The sequence below is a fragment of the Herbidospora sakaeratensis genome, from assembly GCF_001570525.1.
GTDB classification, from domain to species: Bacteria; Actinomycetota; Actinomycetes; order Streptosporangiales; family Streptosporangiaceae; genus Herbidospora; species Herbidospora sakaeratensis.
On the sequence record NZ_BBXC01000008.1, the window covers coordinates 724,263 to 743,497 of the forward strand.

Here is a 19,235-nt window from a genome sequence, read left to right on the forward strand (position 1 = left end):
GCCCGGTGGCCCCGGACCAGGCCGGGACCCGCTTCGCCCGGCCGCATTACCGGCCCGCCGGAACCACCGGGTCGTTGACCTCGGCAGGCGACAAATGGCTGCATTCGCGGTGGCCCGATGTCCCAAGCTGAGGAGAAACGGTGAAAGCTGCCGCGACACTGGCTCGCCGAGTGACGACGCTCGGATCCGTGCTGGCCACCACCGGCGCGCTGGCCCTCGTGGGCCTGGCGCAACCCGCCGCCGCGTCCACCGTCACCATGCAGGGGACGGTGGACTGCACCAGCTCCAACAACTACGGGGACACCCGCGACTGGTATCCCTCGGCGGTGAACCTCTCCACCTCACCGGCCACGTCGGCGCCCGGCCTGGTCGCGGTGCCCGCCACGAAGGCCTTCTCGTTCACCCACCCGCTCCCGGCCGGCGCCACCTCGGCCGGGGTCACCGCCCTGTGCAGCAGCGGCCACTACCCCTACGGCGACTTCACCGGATCGTGGAGCGGCTTCTCCATCCCCGCCGGCACGACGAACGTCGTGGCGGCCTGGGGCTGCTCGGCCCAGCCGGTCAACCCCGGCCCGTGGGTCACCAGTTGCAGTCTGACGTCGGTGTCGTTCAGCTAGAGGAGGCCGTTGCGGGCGATCACCTCGCGGTACCAGTGAGCGCTGGACCGCGGGGTGCGCTCCAGGGTGTCGTAGTCGACCCTGACCAGGCCGAAGCGCTTGTGGTAGCCGCGGGCCCACTCGAAGTTGTCCAGCAGCGACCAGACCAGGTAGCCGCGCAGGTCGGCGCCGCGCTCGACGGCTCTGGCGGCGGCGCGGAAGTGGCCGTCGAGGAAGGCGATCCGGTCCTGGTCGTCGACGGAGTCGGGGTAGGCGGCGCCGTTCTCGGTGATCATCAGCGGCACGCCCGGGTAGTCCGTCGACAGGCGGACCAGCAGGTCTTCGAGGCCCTGCGGGATCACCTCCCAGTTCATCTCGGTCGGCGCGCCGCGCGGCGGGAGCCAGGCGATGCCCTCGCAGCCGGGGTACTCCTCGTGGCCCTTCGACGCCGGGTCGGCCTCCAGGCGGGCGACGGTGTAGTAGTTCACGCCCAGCAGGTCGATGGGCTCGTAGGGCAGGTCGCCCAGGTCGGTGAACTTGGCGATGTGGGCGGCCACGTCGTCGGGGTAGCGGCCGTCCTTCAGCGCCGGGTCGAGGAACAGGCGGTTGGCCAGGCCGTCGGGCAGCGTCGTGACGTCGGGGTCGCCGACCATCGGGGTCAGGTTGAGCGTCAGGCTCACCTCCTGCGCGCCGCCCGCGCGCAGGGCGCGCACGCCCAGCATGTGGGCCGTGAGCAGGTGGTGGGCGGCGGTGAAGGCGGCGGCCGGGTCGGTGACGCCGGGCGCGTGGCGGCCCGAGGCGTGGCCGACGAAGGCGGACACCCACGGCTCGTTCAGGGTGGTCCAGGTCTGGACGCGGTCGCCGAGCCGGGCGTGCATGATCGCGGTGTACTCGGCGAAACGCTCGGGCGTGGCCGGGTCGCGCCAGTCGAGGGTGGCCGGCAGGTCCCAGTGGTAGAGGGTGGCCACCGGCTCGATGTCGTGGGTGAGCAGGGCGTCGACGAGGCGGTCGTAGAAGTCGAGGCCCGCCGGGTTGGGGTCGCCGCTCCCGGTGGGCTGGATGCGCGGCCACGCGATCGAGAAGCGGTAGGCCTTCAGGCCGAGGTCCGCCATGATCGCGACGTCTTCGGGATAACGGTGGTAGTGGTCGCAGGCGACGTCGCCCGTGTGGCCGTCGGCGGTCTTCCCGGGGGTGTGCGAGAAGACGTCCCAGATGGAAGGTCCTCGGCCGTCTTCGGTGACGGCTCCCTCGATCTGGTACGACGCGGTGGCCGCACCCCAGCGGAAGCCCTCCGGAAACGTGATCAACGTGTGCTCTCCCTGATCGTGAGACGTGGTTCCAGCAGGATCGACCCCGCCGGCAGCCCGTCGAGCTTGGCCATCAGCAACCGGACCGCCTCCCGGCCGAGCTCCTCGGCCGGGATGAGGACCGAGGTGAGCCGGGCCCGCTCGGCGATGTCGTCGGGGCAGATCGCGACGACCGACACGTCCTCCGGTACGGCCCGGCCCAGGGCGCGCAGCGCCCCCAGCACGTGGCCGACGGCCGCTTCGTTGTGCACGACCAGCCCGGTCAGCCCCGGGTGGGCGTCGAACAGCAGCTTCACCGCCGAGGCGACCTCGTCGTAGGTCTCCTCGCACGGCACCGCGACCGCGTGGAGCCCGCGGCCGGTCGCCTCCGCCAGGAACCCTGCCCTGGTCCGTTCGGCGAAACCCGTGCCGCGTTCGTAGACCACCTCGGGCGCGCCCAGGAGGGCGATCTCGCGGTGGCCGCGCCCGGCCAGGTGGGCGGCGCAGAGGGCGCCCGCCTGGTTGAAGTCGAGGTCGACGCAGGTCAGGCCCTCGGCGTCGGCGGGGAACCCGATGAGCACACTCGGTTCGGCCAGGTCGCGCAGCAGCGGGACCCGGGTGTCGCGGACCTCGACGTCCATCAGCAGCAGGCCGTCGACCATGGCGCTGGCCGCCACCCGGCGGATGCCGTCGGGGCCCTCGTCGGCGGTCATCAGCAGGACGTCGTGATCGTACTGGCGGGCGGTGGCGACCACCGAGGTGGCGAACTGCATCAGCACCGGCAGGTTCATCCCGGCCCGCAGCGGCAGCACCAGGGCGATCACGTTGGCGCGTTTGCTGGCCAGGGCGCGGGCGCCCGCGTTCGGGTGGTAACCGAGCACCCGGACGCTGTCGAGCACCCGCTGCCGGGTCGTGGCCGAGATGGCCCGCTTGCCGCTCAGCACGTACGACACCGTGGAGACGGCCACCCCGGCGTGCCGGGCGACGTCGGCGATCGTCACCGTCCTCACGCGTGGAACCTCAGCGTGGTCACGGTCACTCCCTCGTTCTCGCACACCAGATAAACATCGCGTACTCCGGTCACCGGCGAAAGGTGCGCCCGGGTCTCGACCGCGTCGAAACGGGAGGCCGTACGCGGCACCGCGAGGGTGGCGGCGACCTCGCCGAGGGGGTCGCCGAGCCGGAGGGTGACCACGCCGCCCTCGTCTCCGGCGGCGGTGACGACGGCCGTCGTCTCCCCCGCGAAGGCCACGTCGCGGAACCGCACCCAGGCCCCCGGCTCGGCCGACCTGACCGCGTCGCCCCGGTCGCGGGCGGCCTCGCACAGGGTCATGCCGTCGTACTCGTCGCAGGCGGCGGCGTCGAGCCGCGCCGGGTCGCGCGGCGGGACGGTCTCCCCCGGCAGGTCGAACCGCGCGCACAACCGGATCGTGCCGCTCGACGGGCCCACCTGGGCCTTGCAGGGGGCCGCCTCGACGACGAAGCGGTCGCGGGTGACGTCCCAGAAGGCGAGGTCGCGCAGCGGCACGGTGACGCCGACCCGGCGCGACTCGCCGGGCGCGAGCCGGACCTTCGCGAACCCGCGCAGCGACCGCACCGGCTGCTTGACCCGGGAGCGGCACTGGTGGGTGTAGAACTGCACGACCTCGACGCCCGCGCGGTCGCCGGTGTTGGTCACGGTCGCCTCCAGGCGCAGCGACTCCTCCCCCGGCACGGCGGTCAGGTCGGCGTAGCCGAACGTGGTGTAGCTCAGGCCGTGGCCGAACGGGTAGAGGGGGCTGCCCCGGAAGTAGAGGTAGGTGGCGTCGGTGGCGATGATGTCGTAGTCGAGCAGGTCGGGCAGCTCGCACGCCGACCGGTACCACGTCTGGGTGAGCCGGCCGCCCGGGTCGGCGTCGCCGAAGAGCACGTCGGCCAGGGCGTGGCCGTACTCCTGGCCGCCGTGCGACGACCACATGATCGCCGGGACGTGTTCCTGGGCCCAGTTCAGCGCGAACGGGTAGCCGCTGGAGACGACCAGCACGGTGCGCGGGTTGGCCGCGTGCACGGCCCTGAGCAGGTCTTCCTGGAGCGGCGGCAGGGCGAGGTCGGCGCGGTCCTCGGTCTCGCGGCCGTTGACCAGCGGGTGGTCGCCGAGCACGACGACGGCCACGTCGGCCTCGGCGGCGAGCCGGGCGGCCCGGCCCGCGCCGCTCTCGACCGTCTCCACGACGAAGACGGCGGCGTTCTCGGGGTCGTCGGCGAGTCCGAGAACGCCCTCGCGTATCCCGACGTAGCGTCCGGTGGAGATGTGGCGGAGGACCACGCCCCTGAAGCGGTCCTCCATCCGGAACGTCTGCCGGACCTCCCAGCCGCTCGGCCCCGGCTGGTCGTTGACGAGCACGCCGTCGTCGTCGACGCCGACGTGCCGGCCGTTGGGCACGCTGCGCAGCGCGACCGCGCCGCCGCCCCAGTCGAACAGGTCGAACTCGGCCGACGGCCCGGTGGTCAGCGGCCCGCCGGTGGTCTCGGCGCTGGCCGAGACGTAGCCCTCCTCGGCGCGCAGCACGATGCGGTCGACGCCCTCGCACCACACGGTCTCGGCCCGTGCGGCCAGGCCCGCGCGGGCGGTGACCTGGTAGGGCAGGGTGCCGCTGTACCAGTCTTCGAGCAGCACGTCGGCCAGCGGGCCGACCACGGCGATCTTCGTGGACGTCAGCGGCAGCAGCCCGTCGTTCTTGAGCAGCGTCATCGACTCGGTGGCGGCCTCGCGGGCCAGCTTCTGGTGCTCGGGCCGGTTCACCACCGCCTCGGTGATCTCCAGGAACGGCTCGACCGGGTCGAACTCGCCCAGCCGGACCCGGATCGACAGGGTGTGCCGGACGGCGGTGTCGACGTCGGCCTCGTCGATCAGGCCGCGCCGCAGCGCCTCCCGGATGTGGCCCAGCGTCGCGGCCGAATCGGCGTCGTCCTGGGTGAAGCTGTCGAGGCCCGCCTTGATGGCGTGGGCGTAGGCCGCGGGCGCGTCGTCGTGGTAGCCCTGGACGCCGAACAGGTTCGCCGGGGCGTAGGCGTCGCTGACCACCAGCAGGTCGTCGCGGGCCCACGTGCGCAGCACGTCGTTGATCAGCGGCGACAGGTGGGCGGGGCGGCCGTTCACCAGGTTGTAGCTGGGCATCACGGCCACCGCCGCGCCCGCCTCCACGGGGGCGCGGAAGGCGCGCAGCTCGTATTCGTGCAGCACGCGCGGCGGGAGGTTGCTGCTGGTCGAACAGCGGTCGGTCTCGTTGTTGTACGCGAGGAAGTGCTTCAGCGTCGGCGCGGTCTTCATGACCCGGCCGTCGCCCTTGAGTCCTGAGGCGTAGGCGGTGCCCAGCACGCCGGTCAGCCACGGGTCCTCGCTGTAGCCCTCTTCGTTGCGGCCCCAGCGCGGGTCGCGTAAGGGGTTCACGACCGGCGCCCACACGTTGCGGCCGGCGCCCGACCGGTCTTTGCGGTGGAAGGCGATCACCTCGTCGGCGGTGGCCGCGCCGACCCTGCGGACCAGCTCGGGGTTCCACGTGCTGGCCAGGCCCACGGCCTGCGGGAACACCGTCGCGGGGCCGAGCCAGGCCAGGCCGTGCAGGGCCTCAGTGCCGGTGCGGAACGGCTCCAGGCCGAGCCGGTCGACGGGGGCCTGGTACTGGTGCAGCAGGCCGATCTTCTCGTCGACGCTGAGCCGGTTGAGCAGGTCGGCGACGCGTTCGGCGACCGGGCGCGCGGGGTCGCGGAAGGGTTCGCTCATGGACACGTCCTCGATCGAAGCGCTTCGAATTACGACGGAGAAGAAGCGCTTGGAGGTCAGGTGTCGAAGCGCTTCGAAATCATTTCGTCGGTGTTAAGTCCGACATATCCGAAGGGTGCCGCTTAACCGGTTCGGGGTCAAGACCCAATGGTTCACTCGGCCCGCAACGTGCCCGCCACGTGGAGCCGGGCGGCCCGGCGTCCGGGCAGCGCCGCCAGCGCCGCCGCGACCGCCAGTCCGGCGGGCGCCGCGAGCACGAGGGTCTCCACGGGGGTCGGCGGCACGTACACGAGCGGGGTGCTCTCGGCGACCAGCCGCCACAACGCCCGGCCGGCCGCCACCCCGAGCGGCACGCCGAACGACAACCCCGTCGCCGTGAGCACGGCGGCCTGGGTGCGGGGGATCCATCGCACCTGCCCCGGCGTCATGCCGAGGGCGCGCAGCACCGCGACGTCGTGCCGCCGGCGCCGTCCGGCCGCGCCGACCGCGTGGGCGAGCGTCGCCACGGCGAGCAGCCCGAGGCAGCCCGCCAGCACGACCGGCAGCACCCGCACGTCGCGGACCTCGGCGAACTGCGGCGGCAACACGGCGGGGATCACGCTCACCCTCGGGCCCGTCACCTCCTGGAGGCGGTGCAGCACCACGCCCGGATCGGCCCCGGGCCGGAGGGCGAGCAGGCCGAGGCCGAGGTCGAACGACCGGGCGAGCCGGTCGTAGCCGCCCTGGGTGAGGATCGCGCCGTCGTCGTAGGTGTTGGACACGCCGACGGGCAGCAGCCCGACGGCCGAGACGCGGAAGTCCCCGGCGCCGTCGGGTCCGGCCAGCCTGACCTGGTCGCCCACTCCCGCGCCCAGCTGGTCGGCGGTCCCGACGGCCAGCAGCACTTCGCCGTCGGTCGCCGGCGCCCTCCCCCGCACCACCTCGGGCGGCACCCGGCCGGCCACCGGAGCGACGCCGTAGGCGACGAAGACCACGTCGCCGGCCGAGACCATCGCGGCGCGGGCGTCCACCACGCCCGACAGACCGGGATCGCGGGCGGCCTTCTCGATCGCCCCCTCCACCCGCTCACCGCTCTGACCGTGGAACAGCATGGCCTGGTGGGTCTGCCCGAAACGGGACGGGTCGCCCGACGCATCGGCCACCCCGGCCGAGAAGGTCAGCGCCGCGACCAGCCCGAAGATCCCGGCCGCCGCGCCGGAGACGGTGCGGCTCAGCGCGTACCGCAGGCCGATGACCACCTGCACCGGGAGGTTCAGCCGGACGACCGCCAGTGCCACGCCGGAGACGGCGGGCGGGCGCGGGGTGCGCCGGGCCCAGGTGAGCACCGCGGCCTCCAGCACGATCAGCAGCGGGACCGCGACGAGGGGTGCGGCCAGGACCGGCACGTCGAGGTCGAATCCGGGCGCGGGTTCGAAGCCGGCGGCGGCGCCGATCGGCGTCCAGAACGAGGCCGCCGCCGCACCGGCCACGCCGAGCACGCTCCCGGCCAGTCCGGCGGCGACCGGGCCGAGCGCGGCGGCGGCCGTCTCCTGCCGTGGGGTCAGCCCGCTCGCCCGCAGCACCCGCAGGTCGGCCTGCGCCGACTCGACGACGCGGGCGACGTGCAGGCCGGTCGACACGGCGGCCACGGCCAGCGCGGCCAGGCCGAAGGCGAGCACGGTGAGCGCCTGGTAGGAGGTGAGCCGGTCGTAGTGGCGGTCGGTCGCGCTAAGGTCGTCCACCTGCATGGGCTGTCCGGTCAGGGCCGCCATCTGGGCGCGCAGCCGGGGCACCCCGGCCGCGCCGTCGGTGAGCCGGGCCAGCGCGATTGTGAAGCCCAGGCCCGAGGTGCCCATGAGGTTGTCGCGGTAGGTGCGGTAGAGCCCCGAGGAGGGGAGCACGACAGCCGGGCCGTCGACGCCGTCGGAGAAACGAGGTGATCGGATGACGCCGACGATCCGCGCGGTGATCCGGGGTCCGTGACCACCCGCGAGCCCGCCTCCGGCGTTCGCCAGGAGATCGGCCTCCTCGGGGGTGTTGAGCTTGATGGTCACCGTGTCGCCGACGGTCTTCCCGTGGAGCACCGTGAACCGGTGCTGGACGACCACCTCGTCGGCCCGTGCCGGATCGGGCAACCGGCCCGCCAGCAGCACCGGCCGTTCGAGGTCGCGCCAGAGCGCCGCGTCGGCCGGCGGCACGCTGAACCAGTTCAGCGGCAGGTCGTCGACGTAGAACGCGGCGATGGCGTAGGGCGCGACCGCCTCGACGCCGGGCAGCGCGCGCACCCGGTCCCAGTCGAGGCCGGGCTCCTGGTTGGAGATCAGCACATGGGCGGGCCGGGTCACCTCGCGCAGCCGGTCGAGGGCGCTCTCGCCGCGCCGCGCGCCCGCCAGCGCGGCCGACACCACGCCCACGCCGGCGGCGACCAGCAGGACCAGGACGCACAGGTCCCGCCGGCGACGGCGGGCCTCGACGCCGAACCAGGCGGTCAGTAATCCCACACCGCCGACTGTGCGCCTCCGGAGGGCCGCCGCGAAGGGTGCTGGCCCCCCTTACAACCCCAGGTCGCTCAGCCCCGGGTGGTCGTCGGGGCGGCGGCCGATCGGCCAGTGGTACTTCCGCTCCGACTCGGCGATCGGGAGGTCGTTGATGGAGGCGTGCCGGAAGGCCATCAGCCCGTCGTCGGCGAACTCCCACTGCTCGTTGCCGTAGGAGCGGTACCACTGGCCGGAGTCGTCGTGGCACTCGTACGCGAACCGCACCGCGATCCGGTTGCCGGTGAACGCCCACAGCTCCTTGATGAGGCGGTATTCGAGCTCCCGGCGCCACTTGCGGGTGAGGAACTCGACGATGGCGTCGCGGCCGGTGAGGAACTCGGCGCGGTTGCGCCAGCGGCTGTCGGGCGAGTAGCCGCGCGACACCCGTTCGGGGTCGCGGGTGTTCCAGGAGTCTTCGGCCAGGCGGACCCGTTCGAGCGCGCTCTCCCTGGTGAAGGGTGGTGTCATGGCGACGACCTACCCGAGATCATCTCGCTTCCAACCGACGGCCGTGCCGCCGCGTCCATATGGACGTGGACCGATATGAGGGTTTCCGGGAGTTCCTCCGCGCCCGGCAGATGGCGCTGATGCGGACCTCCTTCCTGCTGTGCGGCGACGCCCACCAGGCCGAGGAGATGCTGCAGAGCGTGCTCGTGAAGGTGGCCGTGAACTGGCGCGGCATCGCCCGCGACAACCCGGAGGCGTACGTGCGGCGGGCGCTGGTCAACGAGCACATCTCGTGGTGGCGGCGGCAGCGGCGCAACCTCACGTTCACCGGGCCGCCGAGGACGGGCCGCGACCCCGGCGACGAGAGCGTCAGCCGCATCGTGTTGTGGCAGGCGCTGGCCCGGCTGACGCCCCGCCAGCGGGCCGTGCTGGTGCTGCGCTTCTACGAGGACCTCAGCGTCCAGGAGGCCGCCGACCTGCTCGGCTGCTCGCCCGGCACGGTCAAGAGCCAGACCAGCCACGCGCTCGGCCGGCTGCGCGCCCTGGCTCCGGAACTCGCCGACCTGATGGACGGCTCCGACTCTGCCCCTCAGGAGGCGAAGTGATGAACCGGCTGCACGACGAACTGGAACGCATCGCCGCCCACGCCCCCGGCGTCGACCTGACCGACCGCGTGCTGCGCGGGGCGCGGCGCAGACGGACGGGATACGCCTCGGCCTCCGTGATGACGGCGGTGGCCGTCACCGTCGTCGTGGCGATCACTCTGACCGTGATCGGCGCCGGGCCGAAGGCGACGCCGATGCTGGGCGCGCCGGTCGCGTCCCCGGGCAGGGGCGAGCTGCCCGTCAAGGGGGTGGGCCCGGCGGCCTACGCCTACTACGACTGGTGCGGCGAGGAGATCACCTCCGGCACCTCGCGCCTGCACGGGCGCGACTGCCTCCAGTGGCGGCTGGTCACCCGGACGGGCGAGCGCTATCGCGTGCCCGAGGCGAGGAGCGCCTACGCCGGGAAGACCAACGACGACTACCTGCTCAACGCCCCGCCGATGGCCGTCAGCGCGGACGGCCGGAAGATCGCCTACTACAGCGAGAAGGACCGGCGGTTCGCGGTCCGCGATCTGGAGTCGGGCGTGATCCGGCTCGCGCCGCCCGTCGTGGCCGACCCCGACATCCGGCGCGACGCGGCGCAGATCGCGTTGTCGGCCGACGGGCGGTATCTGGCCGTCGGCGTGACGGACGTGCTCAACACGCTGACCGACCTGGAGACCGGCGCGCTCACCGAGATCCCGGCGGGCTGGACGGTGCACGGTGTCGGCGCGGGCGGCGCCCCGGTCGTCGTGGGCGACACCGGCCGCCTCGGCCTGTTCGCCGGCGGAGAGGTGACGCCCTTCACCGGCAGGGCGTGGCACACTCCCGGCCCGGCGAGCCCCGACGGGACGGCCGTCGCCTACCTGAGCCGCGCCTACCCGGAGAACGGCGGCTCCACGGACGCCACCGTCGTCGACGCGGAGATCGCCACCGTGGACGCCGTCACCGGCGAGGCCCGGACCGGCGTCCGGCTGCGGGACGTGCCCGAGGATCTCTTCCCGCTGGCCCTGGGGCCCTGGCTCAACGCGACCGAGGTCACGATGCTCGCCAGGGAGCTCGACGCCCGCCCGGTCAAGGGCGACGGCAACGTCCTCGGCTTCGACACCTGGGCGATCGACGTCACCACGGGCCGGATGCGCAAGCTGGAGACCTACTCCTTCGCGGCCTGGGCGGGCGGGCTCGTGCTGCCCGGTTTCTAGTTGTACGGGTTGTCGTAGAACGCGGAGTTGGTGTGATAGGTGCTGTTCGGCGGGTTGAACTTCACGCCGTCGACGATGATCGACACGTTGCCGATCGTCCCGCCGGTCGCCTCGCCGGTGACGAGGGTGGCCTGGCCCGTGCACTGCGGGATCGTCACCGGGGTGCTGGTGCCCGACAGCGGCGAGCGCCAGGCGCCGTTGACCGAGGCGTAGAGCGTGGGGCGGCTGTAGCTGCCCTGCCAGCACACCGCGATCGAGTAGCGGTACTTGGTGTTCCCGTCGTCGAACGCGATCGAGCCGTAGGCGCCGGAGAGCTTGATGCCCTGGCCGTAGACGTCGAAGTTGACCGGGAGGTCGGCCCCGTAGGCGGCCTGCGCCGGGGCCGCCGGGATTGCGAGCACGGCGAACAGCGCGATGACGATGATGCGCGATAAACGACCCATGGGCCGAATATCCGTACCGGCCGCACCCGCGTCAATACACGTCTTAAAACAAGGCGTGGCTACTTCAGGGTGCAGCCCCTGCGCGCCAGGTCCAGCCGCGATCCCGTGGTCAGGCAGGCGGCGATCCGGTCGACCTGCTGGCCGTAGGACCGGCCCTGCACGGAGGTCACCTCGCCGTGCGGCCCGACCTCGCAGGGGTTGTCGTCGGTGCACCTCCCGCCGGCCTCGTTGTGGGTGTTGTGCACGCCCACGACCGTCGTGCCGTCGGGGGCCAGCAGCGCCGAACCGGACATGCCGTGGCCGGGCGCGCAGTCCTTCGCGGTGGCGTAGCGGATCGCGTCGTCCTGCCGGTAGCCGCCCTCGCGCAGCTGCCCGACGACGGCCTCGGCGGTGCACGACATGCGCCGGGTCGTGTACGCCAGCCTCAGCCGGTCGCCCGCGCGCACCGGGGTGGAGGTGAGCCGGAACACCTTCGCGCCCTTGGCCGCCAGCTGCGCGTAGGTCCGGTTCAGGCGGTAGAGGGCGACGTCGGTGCCGGTCATGGTGGCGTACACCAGCCGGTTGGCGCGGGCGGTGACCTTGGGATACCCCTGGCGGTCGGCGATCGGCGCCACCCGGTCGGCGGGCCGGTCGACCAGCGAGGTGCCGGGCGCGGGCCGCGCGCCCTCCACGCAGTGGCCGTTGGTCAGCAGCAGCGCCGGGTCGCTTGGACGGGAGGCGGCGGTGCGGACGACGGAGCCCACGCAGTCGCCAAGGTTCACGGCCCCCTCCACGTTCGGGATCTTGTCGTCGGGGGGCACGGCGGCGCCGGAGATGATGCCCTTGATCCAGTCGGCGTGCCGGGTGGCGTCGGTGTAGAGCGTCGGGGCCCTGTCGCCGCCGGGCCCGCTGACCACCCCGGCCACCGCCCAGCGGCCGCCCTCGCGGACCAGCACCGGGCCGCCGGAGTCCATGTTGCCCGCGGCGACGCTGCCGTCACGGCTGCCGACGCACAACTCCCCCGTCTGCGCGGCCGACGGGCACGCCGACAGCGGCTGCACCACGGTGTCGGCCTCCCGCAGCTTGGTCGGGAAGCACCTGGGGTTGTCGACGTCGTCGCAGGTCATGCCCCAGCCGACGATGCGGACGGGGGTGCCGGGCCGGGGCGTGGCCGAGGCGATGCGCACCGGCGCGGCTTTGACGGGCGTCCGCAGGTGCATGAGGGCGAGGTCGCGGCCCCAGATGCCGCCCTCGTCCTGGTAGTTGGACAACCGGTAGTAGTGGTCGACCTCGGCGACCTCGCCGCCGGAGGTGGTGCCGAGCGACCCGACCCGGACCTTCCAGCCGCGCGGCACGCCCGCCTTCGCGATGGTCGGGTTCTTGCCGGCGCAGTGGCTCGCGGTGAGCACCCACTGGGGCGCGAGCACCTCGACCCCGCACCCGTGCCCGTCGGGGCGCGGCGGGGCGGGATAGGCGGGCTGGAAGGAGCCCATGAACGAGTAGGCGCGGGGCGACGCGTGGCCGCCCACGATGGCCTGCGCCGGGGAGACTGCCGTCAGGAACGGGGCCAGCACGAGCGCGGCGCCGAACAGGAGGGATCGTTTTCGCATGCGACCCACCCTGGACACGGGAGATGTCCGGTCCGCCGCGACGCCGTGTCGGCGGCCGCTCTGACGTGTATCAGTCCGGCCGCCGTGGGCTCACTCGTCGTCGGGGGCCGCCAGCCGGGTGGTCAGGTCGTTGGCGAACCGTTCGAGCAGCCGGCCGAAGGTCCTCCCTGTACGCCGTGGGCGAGGGCGACACGGTGCACGGGTTCCTCTTCCGCGACCCCGCGGCGCAGCGCGACCTGGTCGCCTCGACCTTCGCCGGCGACGGGTGGGAGGTCCCGCGCCTGGTGGCGGCCATGCGTACCGCCGACGACCTGTTCTTCGACGTCGTCAGCCAGATCAGGATGCCCCGGGGTCGTCCGGCCGGGTCGTGCTCGTCGGCGACGCCGCCGCCGCGCCCTCGTTCCTGACCGGGCAGGGCACCAGCGTCGCGCTCGTCTCGGCGGGCGACGCCGCGTTCTTCCCGAGGACCGCCGAAGCGCTGGCGCGGCGCGACGCGATGGTGCGCGGCCTGACCGCGCTGCCCTCCCACGAACGGCCCGAGCACTCGGCCATCACGCTCGACGAGGTCGCCTAAGCGGGCGCGGGCAACCGGCCCGAGTCGACCGAGTCGAGGACCCGCGCCGCGGCCCCCAGCGCCGCCGCGCCGTAGCCCAGGCCCGAGACGACCAGCCGGCAGCCGCCTCCCCCGGGCGCGAGGGCGCGGGCGAGCATCTCCTGCTCGGCCCGCGCCAGGATCCACGGGGCGAGCTTCACGTAGTAGCCGCCCAGCACGACGACCTCGGGGTTCAGCAGGTTGGCGACGATGCCGACGCCCCGGCCGAGGTTGCCCGCGAGGGTGTCGAGCAGGTCGAGCACGACCGGGTCGCCCGCTTCGGCCCGCTGCACCACCTCGTCGATCTCGGGCTCCAGTTCCGCCGGGGACACCCCGCCCGGGACGGTGCGGTCGAGCAGCGCGCCCAGCCCGGCCACCACCTCCAGGCAGCCGCGCCGGCCGCAGTGACACGGCGGGCCGCCGGGCACGATCTCGATGTGCCCGATCTCGCCGCTGAACCCGGCGCCCCCGCGCCGCAGCCGCCCGTCGAGCACGATGCCGGCGCCGACCCCGATCTCGCCGGTCAGGTAGACCAGGTCGCGGACGCCGGAGTGGGGCCCGAAGCGCAACTCCGCCAGCGCGCCGAGGTTGGCGTCGTTGTCGACCAGCACGGGGAAGCCGGGGTCGCGCAGCGCCTTGGCCAGGTCGCCCGCGAGGTCGACGTCGCGCCAGCCCATGTTGGGCGCCAGGCGTACCGAGCCGGTCAGGTCGACGAGGCCGGGAACGGCGACGGTGAGGCCGAGCACCTGCCGGGCCTCCTTGGTCATGCGGGTCACCACGCGGCGGGCCACGCCGGCGATCCCGGCGACCGCCTGGCCGGAGGAGGCCGAGCCGCCCGGGAAGGCGCGCCGCCACGACAGCAGCGCCTCGCCCTTGAGGTCGACCGCGACGGCCGTCAGGTAGTCGACGTTCACCTCGATGCCGACGGCGGCGTAGGGCGAGCCGTCGAGCACCAGCATGGTGGCCGGGCGGCCCACCCGGTTCTCGGTCAGCCCCGTCTCCCGCAGCAGCCGACGGTCGATCAGGTCGGCCACCAGGCTGGACACCGTCGCCTTGTTGAGGCCGGTCGAGGCGGCGATGTCGGCGCGCGAGCAGGGGGCGTTCTCGCGGACGAACCGCAACACGACGGCGAGGTTGGTGGCCCGCACGTCGGTGAAGTCGGCCGGCTGGGGGCCGGTGCCCGGAGCGCTTCCCTGAGTATTGGTGATCAATTGAGCCCCGTTCCGTGTCGGCCTCATCATGCCGCATAGGCGGCGCCACTTGTGGTGCCCTGCCTTCTGGACTAGTTTGTTTGGTCGTTAGACGAACTAACTCTACCAGGAAGGGGGCGCTCTGTGAGAACCACCACGAGACGGGGATTCCTCGGTCTCGCCGGGCTGACCGTGCTCGCCGCCTGCTCCGCCCCGCCGGGTCCGAAACCCGGCGCCAAGGCCACCGCCGCCGCGATGGACAAACTCGCCGCGCTGGTGCCCAAGTACGTGCCGCGCACGGTGACCACCCCCGACATCCCGGCCGTGGTGCCCGGCTTCGGACGCGACGGATACCTGTCCTATCCGCCGAGCGAGAAGCTGGTCGACCTGGTCAAGGCCGCCCCGGGCAAGGGCGGCGTCTACAAGGCGATGGTGCCCACCTGGAGCCCGCTGCCCGCCCCGCTCGGCGAGAACTCCTACTACGACGCGGTGAACAAGGACCTCGGGGCGACCATCGACTTCAACTACCTCGACGGCATGACCATCAACGACAAGCTGCCGACGCTGCTGGCCGGCGGCGACGTCGTCGACGTCACCACGCTGCCGGGCTGGGCGCTCGCCGCCGTGCCCGACTACGCGCGCGCGGTCGACGGCCTGTTCGAGGACCTCACCCCCTACCTGGCGGGCGACGTCTCCGCGAAGTATCCCGGCCTGTCGGCGATCCCGACCACGGCCTGGCAGTACTCGGTCTTCGGCGGCAAGCTCAAGGCGGTGCCCGCCTGGCCGGCCCCGCAGTTCGGCTGGGTGCTCTTCCACCGCAAGGACCTGTGGGAGGAGCTCGGCCAGGGCGCCCCGAAGAACGCCGATGAACTGCTCGCGATGGGCAAGGCCGTCACCGACGCGTCCAAGGACCGCTGGGCGTTCAGCGACATCTTCCCGATGATGGAGGAGATCTTCCGCGCGCCCAGGAAGTGGCGCAAGGAGGGCGGCACGCTCGTCAACCGCTACGAGACCCCCGAGTACGCCGCCGCCGTCGAGTGGATGCGCAAGGCCGTGGACGCCGGGCTGGTGCACCCCAACGTCCTGTCGGCCAAGTCGGCGGCCGACGACAAGGAGCTCTTCAAGTCGGGCCAGGTGCTGGTGAAGAGCGACGGCTTCTCGTTCTGGACCGAGACGCTCATCCAGGTCGGCAAGGAGCAGCCCGACTTCTGGATGGAGCCGCTGCCCGTCTTCGGGGCCGACGGGGGCAAGCCCGAATACCGGATGAACCAGGATCCGTCGTACACGTTCATCAAGAAGGGCACCCCGAAGGAGAAGGTCGAGGAACTGCTCGCGATCTTCGACTACCTCTCCGCGCCGTTCGGCACCCAGGAGCAGCTGCTGTTCAACAACGGCGTCGAGGGCACCCACTTCACCCGCGACGACAAGGGCGCCCCGCAGGTCACCGAGCTCGGGCCCAAGGAGATCGTGGGCAGCTACGTGTGGCTCGGCGGCCGGGTCGACCCCATCTTCGAGTCGCAGGCCCACCCCGACTACGTGCGGGCCGCGACGGCCTGGTGGAACGCGGCCGTGACGGTGCGGCACCAGGACCCGTTCGACGGCATCCGCGTCGAGGAGCCCGGCGACTTCACCGCGGCGGCCAAGCCGTTCGAGGACAAGGTCGTCGACATCATCCGGGGCCGGCGCGGGCTCGACACCCTCCAGCAGGCCATCACGGAGTGGAAGGCGGGCGGCGGCGACGCGGGCCGCGAGTTCTACATGAAGGTCCTCACGGAGAACGGCCGTGCTTAGAAAGTCCCCGCCGGCGGATGCCCTGACCTCATCCGCCGGCACGGGACGGCTTCCGCTCCGGGCGCGGCTGCGGCGCGACTGGCAACTGCTGGCCATGACGGTCCCGGCCGTCGGGTTGCTGATCGTGTTCCACTACGTGCCGACGCTCGGCAACGTCATCGCCTTCCAGGACTACAGCCCCTACGACGGCATCACCGGCAGCCCCTGGGTCGGCTTCTACAACTTCCAGTGGCTGCTGTCGGACCCCGAGTTCTGGACCGCGCTGCGCAACACCGTCACGATCACGGCCTTCCAGCTCGTGTTCTACTTCCCGGTCCCGATCGCGCTGGCCATCCTGCTCGACAGCGTGTTGTCACGGCGGCTGCGGCTGTTCATCCAGGGCGTCGTCTACATGCCGCACTTCTTCTCGTGGGTGCTGGTCGTGGCGCTGTTCCAGCAGATCCTCGGCGGCGCGGGCCTGCTCGCGCAGACCCTCCGCCAGGCCGGGCACGAGCCGTGGAACGTCATGACCAACCCCGACGCCTTCATCGTGCTGGTCACCGCGCAGTCGGTCTGGAAGGACGCGGGCTGGGGCACGATCATCTTCCTGGCCGCGCTGGCCGCCATCAACACCAACCTGTACGAGGCCGCGGCGGTCGACGGCGCCTCCCGGTGGCGTCGCCTGTGGCACATCACGCTGCCCGGGCTGCGGCCGGTCATCCTGCTGCTGCTGATCCTGCGGCTGGGCGACGCGCTGAACGTCGGCTTCGAGCAGTTCTTCCTCCAGCGCGACGCGGTCGGGGCGGAGGCGGCGGAGGTGCTCGACACGTTCGTCTACTGGCGCACCCTGATGACCGGCGCGTGGAGCTACGGCGCGGCGGCGGGGCTGTTCAAGGGCCTGGTCGGGCTCATCCTCATCGTGGTGGCCAACAAGGTCGCCCACCGGTTCGGCGAGCAGGGAATTTACAAACGATCATGACTACCCGTCCCGTCTGGCAGGAACGGCCGACCGTCTTCGGGCTGACGCTGAAGACCGTCGTGCTCACGCTGATCGTGCTCGCCATGGTCTACCCGATCTACGTCGTGGTGCTGACCAGCCTGTCGACCGCGCGGACCGTCACCGAGGCGGGCGGCCTGGTCACCCTGCCGGGCGAGTTGTCGCTCGACGCCTACCGGGAGTTGTTCGGGGGCGGCGTGGTGACGCGCGCGGTGCTGGTCTCGACCGGGGTGACGGTCGTCGGGACGGTGCTGAGCCTGGGGCTCACGATCTTCGCGGCGTACGGGTTGTCGCGGCCCGGGTCGGTGCTGCACCGGCCGCTGCTGTTCCTGTTCCTGCTGACGTTCCTGTTCACGCCCGGCATGATCCCCAGCTACCTGATCGTGCGGGAGCTCGGGCTGATCGACAGTTACTGGTCGCTGATCCTGCCGACGGCCGTGTCGGCGTTCAACCTGGTCGTCATGCGGGCGTTCTTCATGAACATCCCCGGTGAGGTGCTCGACAGCGCGCGGATCGACGGGGCCTCCGACTTCCGGATCCTGTGGCGGATCGTGTTGCCGATGTCGAAGGGCGTGACGGCCGTCATCGGGTTGTTCTACGCGGTCGGCTACTGGAACGCCTTCTTCAACGCGGTCCTCTACATCAACGACAACGGCAAGTGGCCGCTGCAGCTGATCCTGCGGCAGTACGTGCAGCAGGGCATGAACCTGGTGCCGAACCAGCGGGCCGTCGACACGGTCGCCGGCTACGCCCTGCCGCCCAACCTCGCCATCAAGATGGCCATCATCGTGGTGGCGCTGGTGCCGGTCCTGCTGATCTATCCGTTCGTCCAGCGCCACTTCACGAAGGGCGTGATCATCGGCGCGGTCAAGGGGTAGCCTTCGCCGGGCCTCTGTGCTCCCATCTAGGCCCATGAAGGGCATCTCATCGGTCGTGCTGGCGGCCTGTCTGCTCGCCGCGTGCGCCTCCCCCGAAGCGCCGGCGCCGGGCGGGGTCCGGGTGGTCGCCACCGGGCTCGCCGACCCCTACGAGATGGTGTGGGGGCCCGACGGGTTCCTCTGGGTCACCGAGAAGAGCGGCGGCCGGGTCACCCGCGTCGATCCGAAGAACGGTCGCACGTCCGTGGCGCTCACGGTCGAGGGCGCCCTGCACACCGAGGGCGGCCAGGACGGCGTCCTCGGCCTGGCCCTGCACCCCGGCCTGCTGAAGGGCGACGGCCACGACTGGGTCTACCTCGCCCACACCTACGCCGGGGAACGCCGCCAGACGAAGATCGTCCGATATACCTATGACGCGGCCAAGCAGGCCCTGACCAGCCCCGTCGACGTGCTCACCGGCCTGGTCTCCAGCGTCGACCACCAGTCGGGCAAGTTGCGGTTCGGCCCCGACGGCACGCTCTACTACACGATCGGCGACCAGGGGGCCAACCAGTTCGGCCTCTACTGCGAGACCATCGAGGCGCAGACGCTCCCCACGTCGGCCCAGGTGGAAGCGGGCGACTGGCGCGCCTACCAGGGCAAGGTGCTGCGCCTGCGCCCCGACGGCTCGATCCCGGCCGACAACCCGGAGTTCGGCGGCGTGCGCAGCCACGTCTACGCGGTGGGCTTCCGCAACGCCCAGGGGCTGACCTTCACCTCCTCGGGTCTCCTGTACGGCACCGACCAGGGCCCCAAGACCGACGACGAGGTCAATTTGCTGCGGTCCGGAAAGAACTACGGCTGGCCGCACGTCGCCGGGTACCGCGACGGCAAGGCGTACGTCCACGCCCGGTGGGCCGAGGCGGAGGGCGGCTGCGCGGCTGAAAGGTTCAGCGACTACGAGATTCCGGCGGGCGTTCCGTACACGGAGGAGACCGACTGGGACGACCCGGATTTCGCCCCGCCGCTCGCCACCTTCGACACGGTGGAGGACGGCTTCGACTTCCGCGCCGACCCCGACTGCGACCCCGCGACGGCGTTCGTCTGCTGGCCGACCCTGGCGCTGTCGAGCCTGGAGCCCGGCCCGGCCGGGAGCCTGCTGGCGACCTCGCTCAAGGACGGCGCCGTCTACCGCATCCCCCTCGACCCGGGCGGGGAGAAGGCCGGAAAGGCCGAGCGGATCGCCGACACGGTCAACCGCTACCGCGACACCGCTCTCGACCCCGCGGGCACGACCCTCTACATCGCCACCGACACCGCGGGCCTCACCCGGGGCCCCGACGGCAGGCCGACGCGCGACCTGGCGAATCCGGGGGCGATCCTCGCCTACGAGCTCTGACCGC

At 72.3% G+C, this 19,235-nt stretch carries 17 protein-coding genes; 9 read left to right on the top strand and 8 right to left on the bottom strand.

Translation table 11 applies throughout. The features are described from left to right. Nucleotides 1-170: 170 nt before the first annotated feature. Nucleotides 171-617: a hypothetical protein gene (locus tag AW271_RS09090; RefSeq protein WP_062334840.1), complete on the top strand. Its 447-nt coding sequence runs from the start codon at nt 171-173 to the stop codon at nt 615-617. Here the strand turns inward: AW271_RS09090 and AW271_RS09095 are convergent. The 5 genes from AW271_RS09095 to AW271_RS09115 form a co-directional block, all read right to left on the bottom strand. Then, the gene (locus tag AW271_RS09095) at nt 614-1,903 is read right to left on the bottom strand and encodes a GH1 family beta-glucosidase (protein ID WP_062334842.1); all 1,290 of its coding nucleotides are present in this window, start codon (nt 1,901-1,903) and stop codon (nt 614-616) included. The genes AW271_RS09090 and AW271_RS09095 overlap by 4 nt on opposite strands. Then, the gene (locus tag AW271_RS09100) at nt 1,900-2,883 is read right to left on the bottom strand and encodes a LacI family DNA-binding transcriptional regulator (RefSeq protein WP_218008019.1); all 984 of its coding nucleotides are present in this window, start codon (nt 2,881-2,883) and stop codon (nt 1,900-1,902) included. Before AW271_RS09100 ends, AW271_RS09095 begins: the two co-directional genes overlap by 4 nt. Nucleotides 2,884-2,888: 5 nt before the next feature. Next, nucleotides 2,889-5,645, bottom strand: coding sequence for a glycoside hydrolase family 3 protein (locus tag AW271_RS09105; protein ID WP_062334847.1), 2,757 nt, complete (start codon nt 5,643-5,645; stop codon nt 2,889-2,891). Nucleotides 5,646-5,797: 152 nt separating this feature from the next. Continuing rightward, complete coding sequence (locus tag AW271_RS09110; RefSeq protein ID WP_062334849.1) at nt 5,798-8,125, bottom strand: ABC transporter permease; 2,328 nt, start codon at nt 8,123-8,125, stop codon at nt 5,798-5,800. Nucleotides 8,126-8,176: 51 nt separating this feature from the next. Next, nucleotides 8,177-8,629 (bottom strand): nuclear transport factor 2 family protein, encoded by a 453-nt coding sequence (locus tag AW271_RS09115; RefSeq protein WP_062334851.1) that lies wholly within the window; start codon nt 8,627-8,629, stop codon nt 8,177-8,179. 59 nt (nt 8,630-8,688) lie between these two features. Here AW271_RS09115 and AW271_RS09120 point away from each other — a divergent pair, with 59 nt between their 5' ends. After that, a complete protein-coding gene (locus AW271_RS09120) occupies nt 8,689-9,213 on the top strand; it encodes a SigE family RNA polymerase sigma factor (RefSeq protein ID WP_063817918.1) in 525 nt (174 codons plus the stop codon). Further along, nucleotides 9,213-10,394: a PD40 domain-containing protein gene (locus tag AW271_RS09125; RefSeq protein ID WP_062334855.1), complete on the top strand. Its 1,182-nt coding sequence runs from the start codon at nt 9,213-9,215 to the stop codon at nt 10,392-10,394. The genes AW271_RS09120 and AW271_RS09125 overlap by 1 nt, the downstream gene beginning before the upstream one ends. Here the strand turns inward: AW271_RS09125 and AW271_RS09130 are convergent. Both AW271_RS09130 and AW271_RS09135 read right to left on the bottom strand, forming a co-directional pair. Beyond that, the gene (locus tag AW271_RS09130; protein WP_062334857.1) at nt 10,391-10,837 is read right to left on the bottom strand and encodes a hypothetical protein; all 447 of its coding nucleotides are present in this window, start codon (nt 10,835-10,837) and stop codon (nt 10,391-10,393) included. The two genes, AW271_RS09125 and AW271_RS09130, sit on opposite strands and share 4 nt — an antisense overlap. 59 nt (nt 10,838-10,896) lie before the next feature. After that, nucleotides 10,897-12,426 carry a trypsin-like serine protease gene (locus tag AW271_RS09135; RefSeq protein WP_062334859.1) on the bottom strand — a complete coding sequence of 510 codons (1,530 nt, stop codon included), beginning with the start codon at nt 12,424-12,426 and terminating at the stop codon, nt 10,897-10,899. A gap of 176 nt (nt 12,427-12,602) precedes the next feature. Between AW271_RS09135 and AW271_RS41405 the strand changes: the two genes are divergently transcribed. Together AW271_RS41405 and AW271_RS41410 are read left to right on the top strand one after the other, a co-directional pair. Continuing rightward, entirely contained in the window at nt 12,603-12,833 is a 231-nt protein-coding gene (locus tag AW271_RS41405; RefSeq protein WP_062334861.1) for a hypothetical protein, read from the top strand. Further along, nucleotides 12,794-13,000: a hypothetical protein gene (locus AW271_RS41410; RefSeq protein ID WP_062334864.1), complete on the top strand. Its 207-nt coding sequence runs from the start codon at nt 12,794-12,796 to the stop codon at nt 12,998-13,000. The genes AW271_RS41405 and AW271_RS41410 overlap by 40 nt, the downstream gene beginning before the upstream one ends. On the opposite strand, the gene AW271_RS09150 is transcribed toward AW271_RS41410, so the two are convergent. Next, nucleotides 12,997-14,229, bottom strand: coding sequence for an ROK family protein (locus AW271_RS09150; protein WP_062334867.1), 1,233 nt, complete (start codon nt 14,227-14,229; stop codon nt 12,997-12,999). The genes AW271_RS41410 and AW271_RS09150 overlap by 4 nt on opposite strands. 123 nt (nt 14,230-14,352) lie before the next feature. Between AW271_RS09150 and AW271_RS09155 the strand changes: the two genes are divergently transcribed. The 4 genes from AW271_RS09155 to AW271_RS09170 are packed head-to-tail and all read left to right on the top strand — an operon-like array spanning nt 14,353 to nt 19,231. Next, nucleotides 14,353-15,999 (top strand): type 2 periplasmic-binding domain-containing protein, encoded by a 1,647-nt coding sequence (locus AW271_RS09155; RefSeq protein ID WP_062334870.1) that lies wholly within the window; start codon nt 14,353-14,355, stop codon nt 15,997-15,999. Next, nucleotides 15,992-16,957, top strand: coding sequence for an ABC transporter permease (locus tag AW271_RS09160; protein ID WP_062334872.1), 966 nt, complete (start codon nt 15,992-15,994; stop codon nt 16,955-16,957). Before AW271_RS09155 ends, AW271_RS09160 begins: the two co-directional genes overlap by 8 nt. Continuing rightward, nucleotides 16,954-17,853: a carbohydrate ABC transporter permease gene (locus AW271_RS09165; RefSeq protein WP_062334874.1), complete on the top strand. Its 900-nt coding sequence runs from the start codon at nt 16,954-16,956 to the stop codon at nt 17,851-17,853. The genes AW271_RS09160 and AW271_RS09165 overlap by 4 nt, the downstream gene beginning before the upstream one ends. Nucleotides 17,854-17,887: 34 nt before the next feature. Continuing rightward, a complete protein-coding gene (locus AW271_RS09170) occupies nt 17,888-19,231 on the top strand; it encodes a glucose/sorbosone family PQQ-dependent dehydrogenase (RefSeq protein WP_062334876.1) in 1,344 nt (447 codons plus the stop codon). The last annotated feature ends 4 nt before the right edge of the window (nt 19,232-19,235 follow it).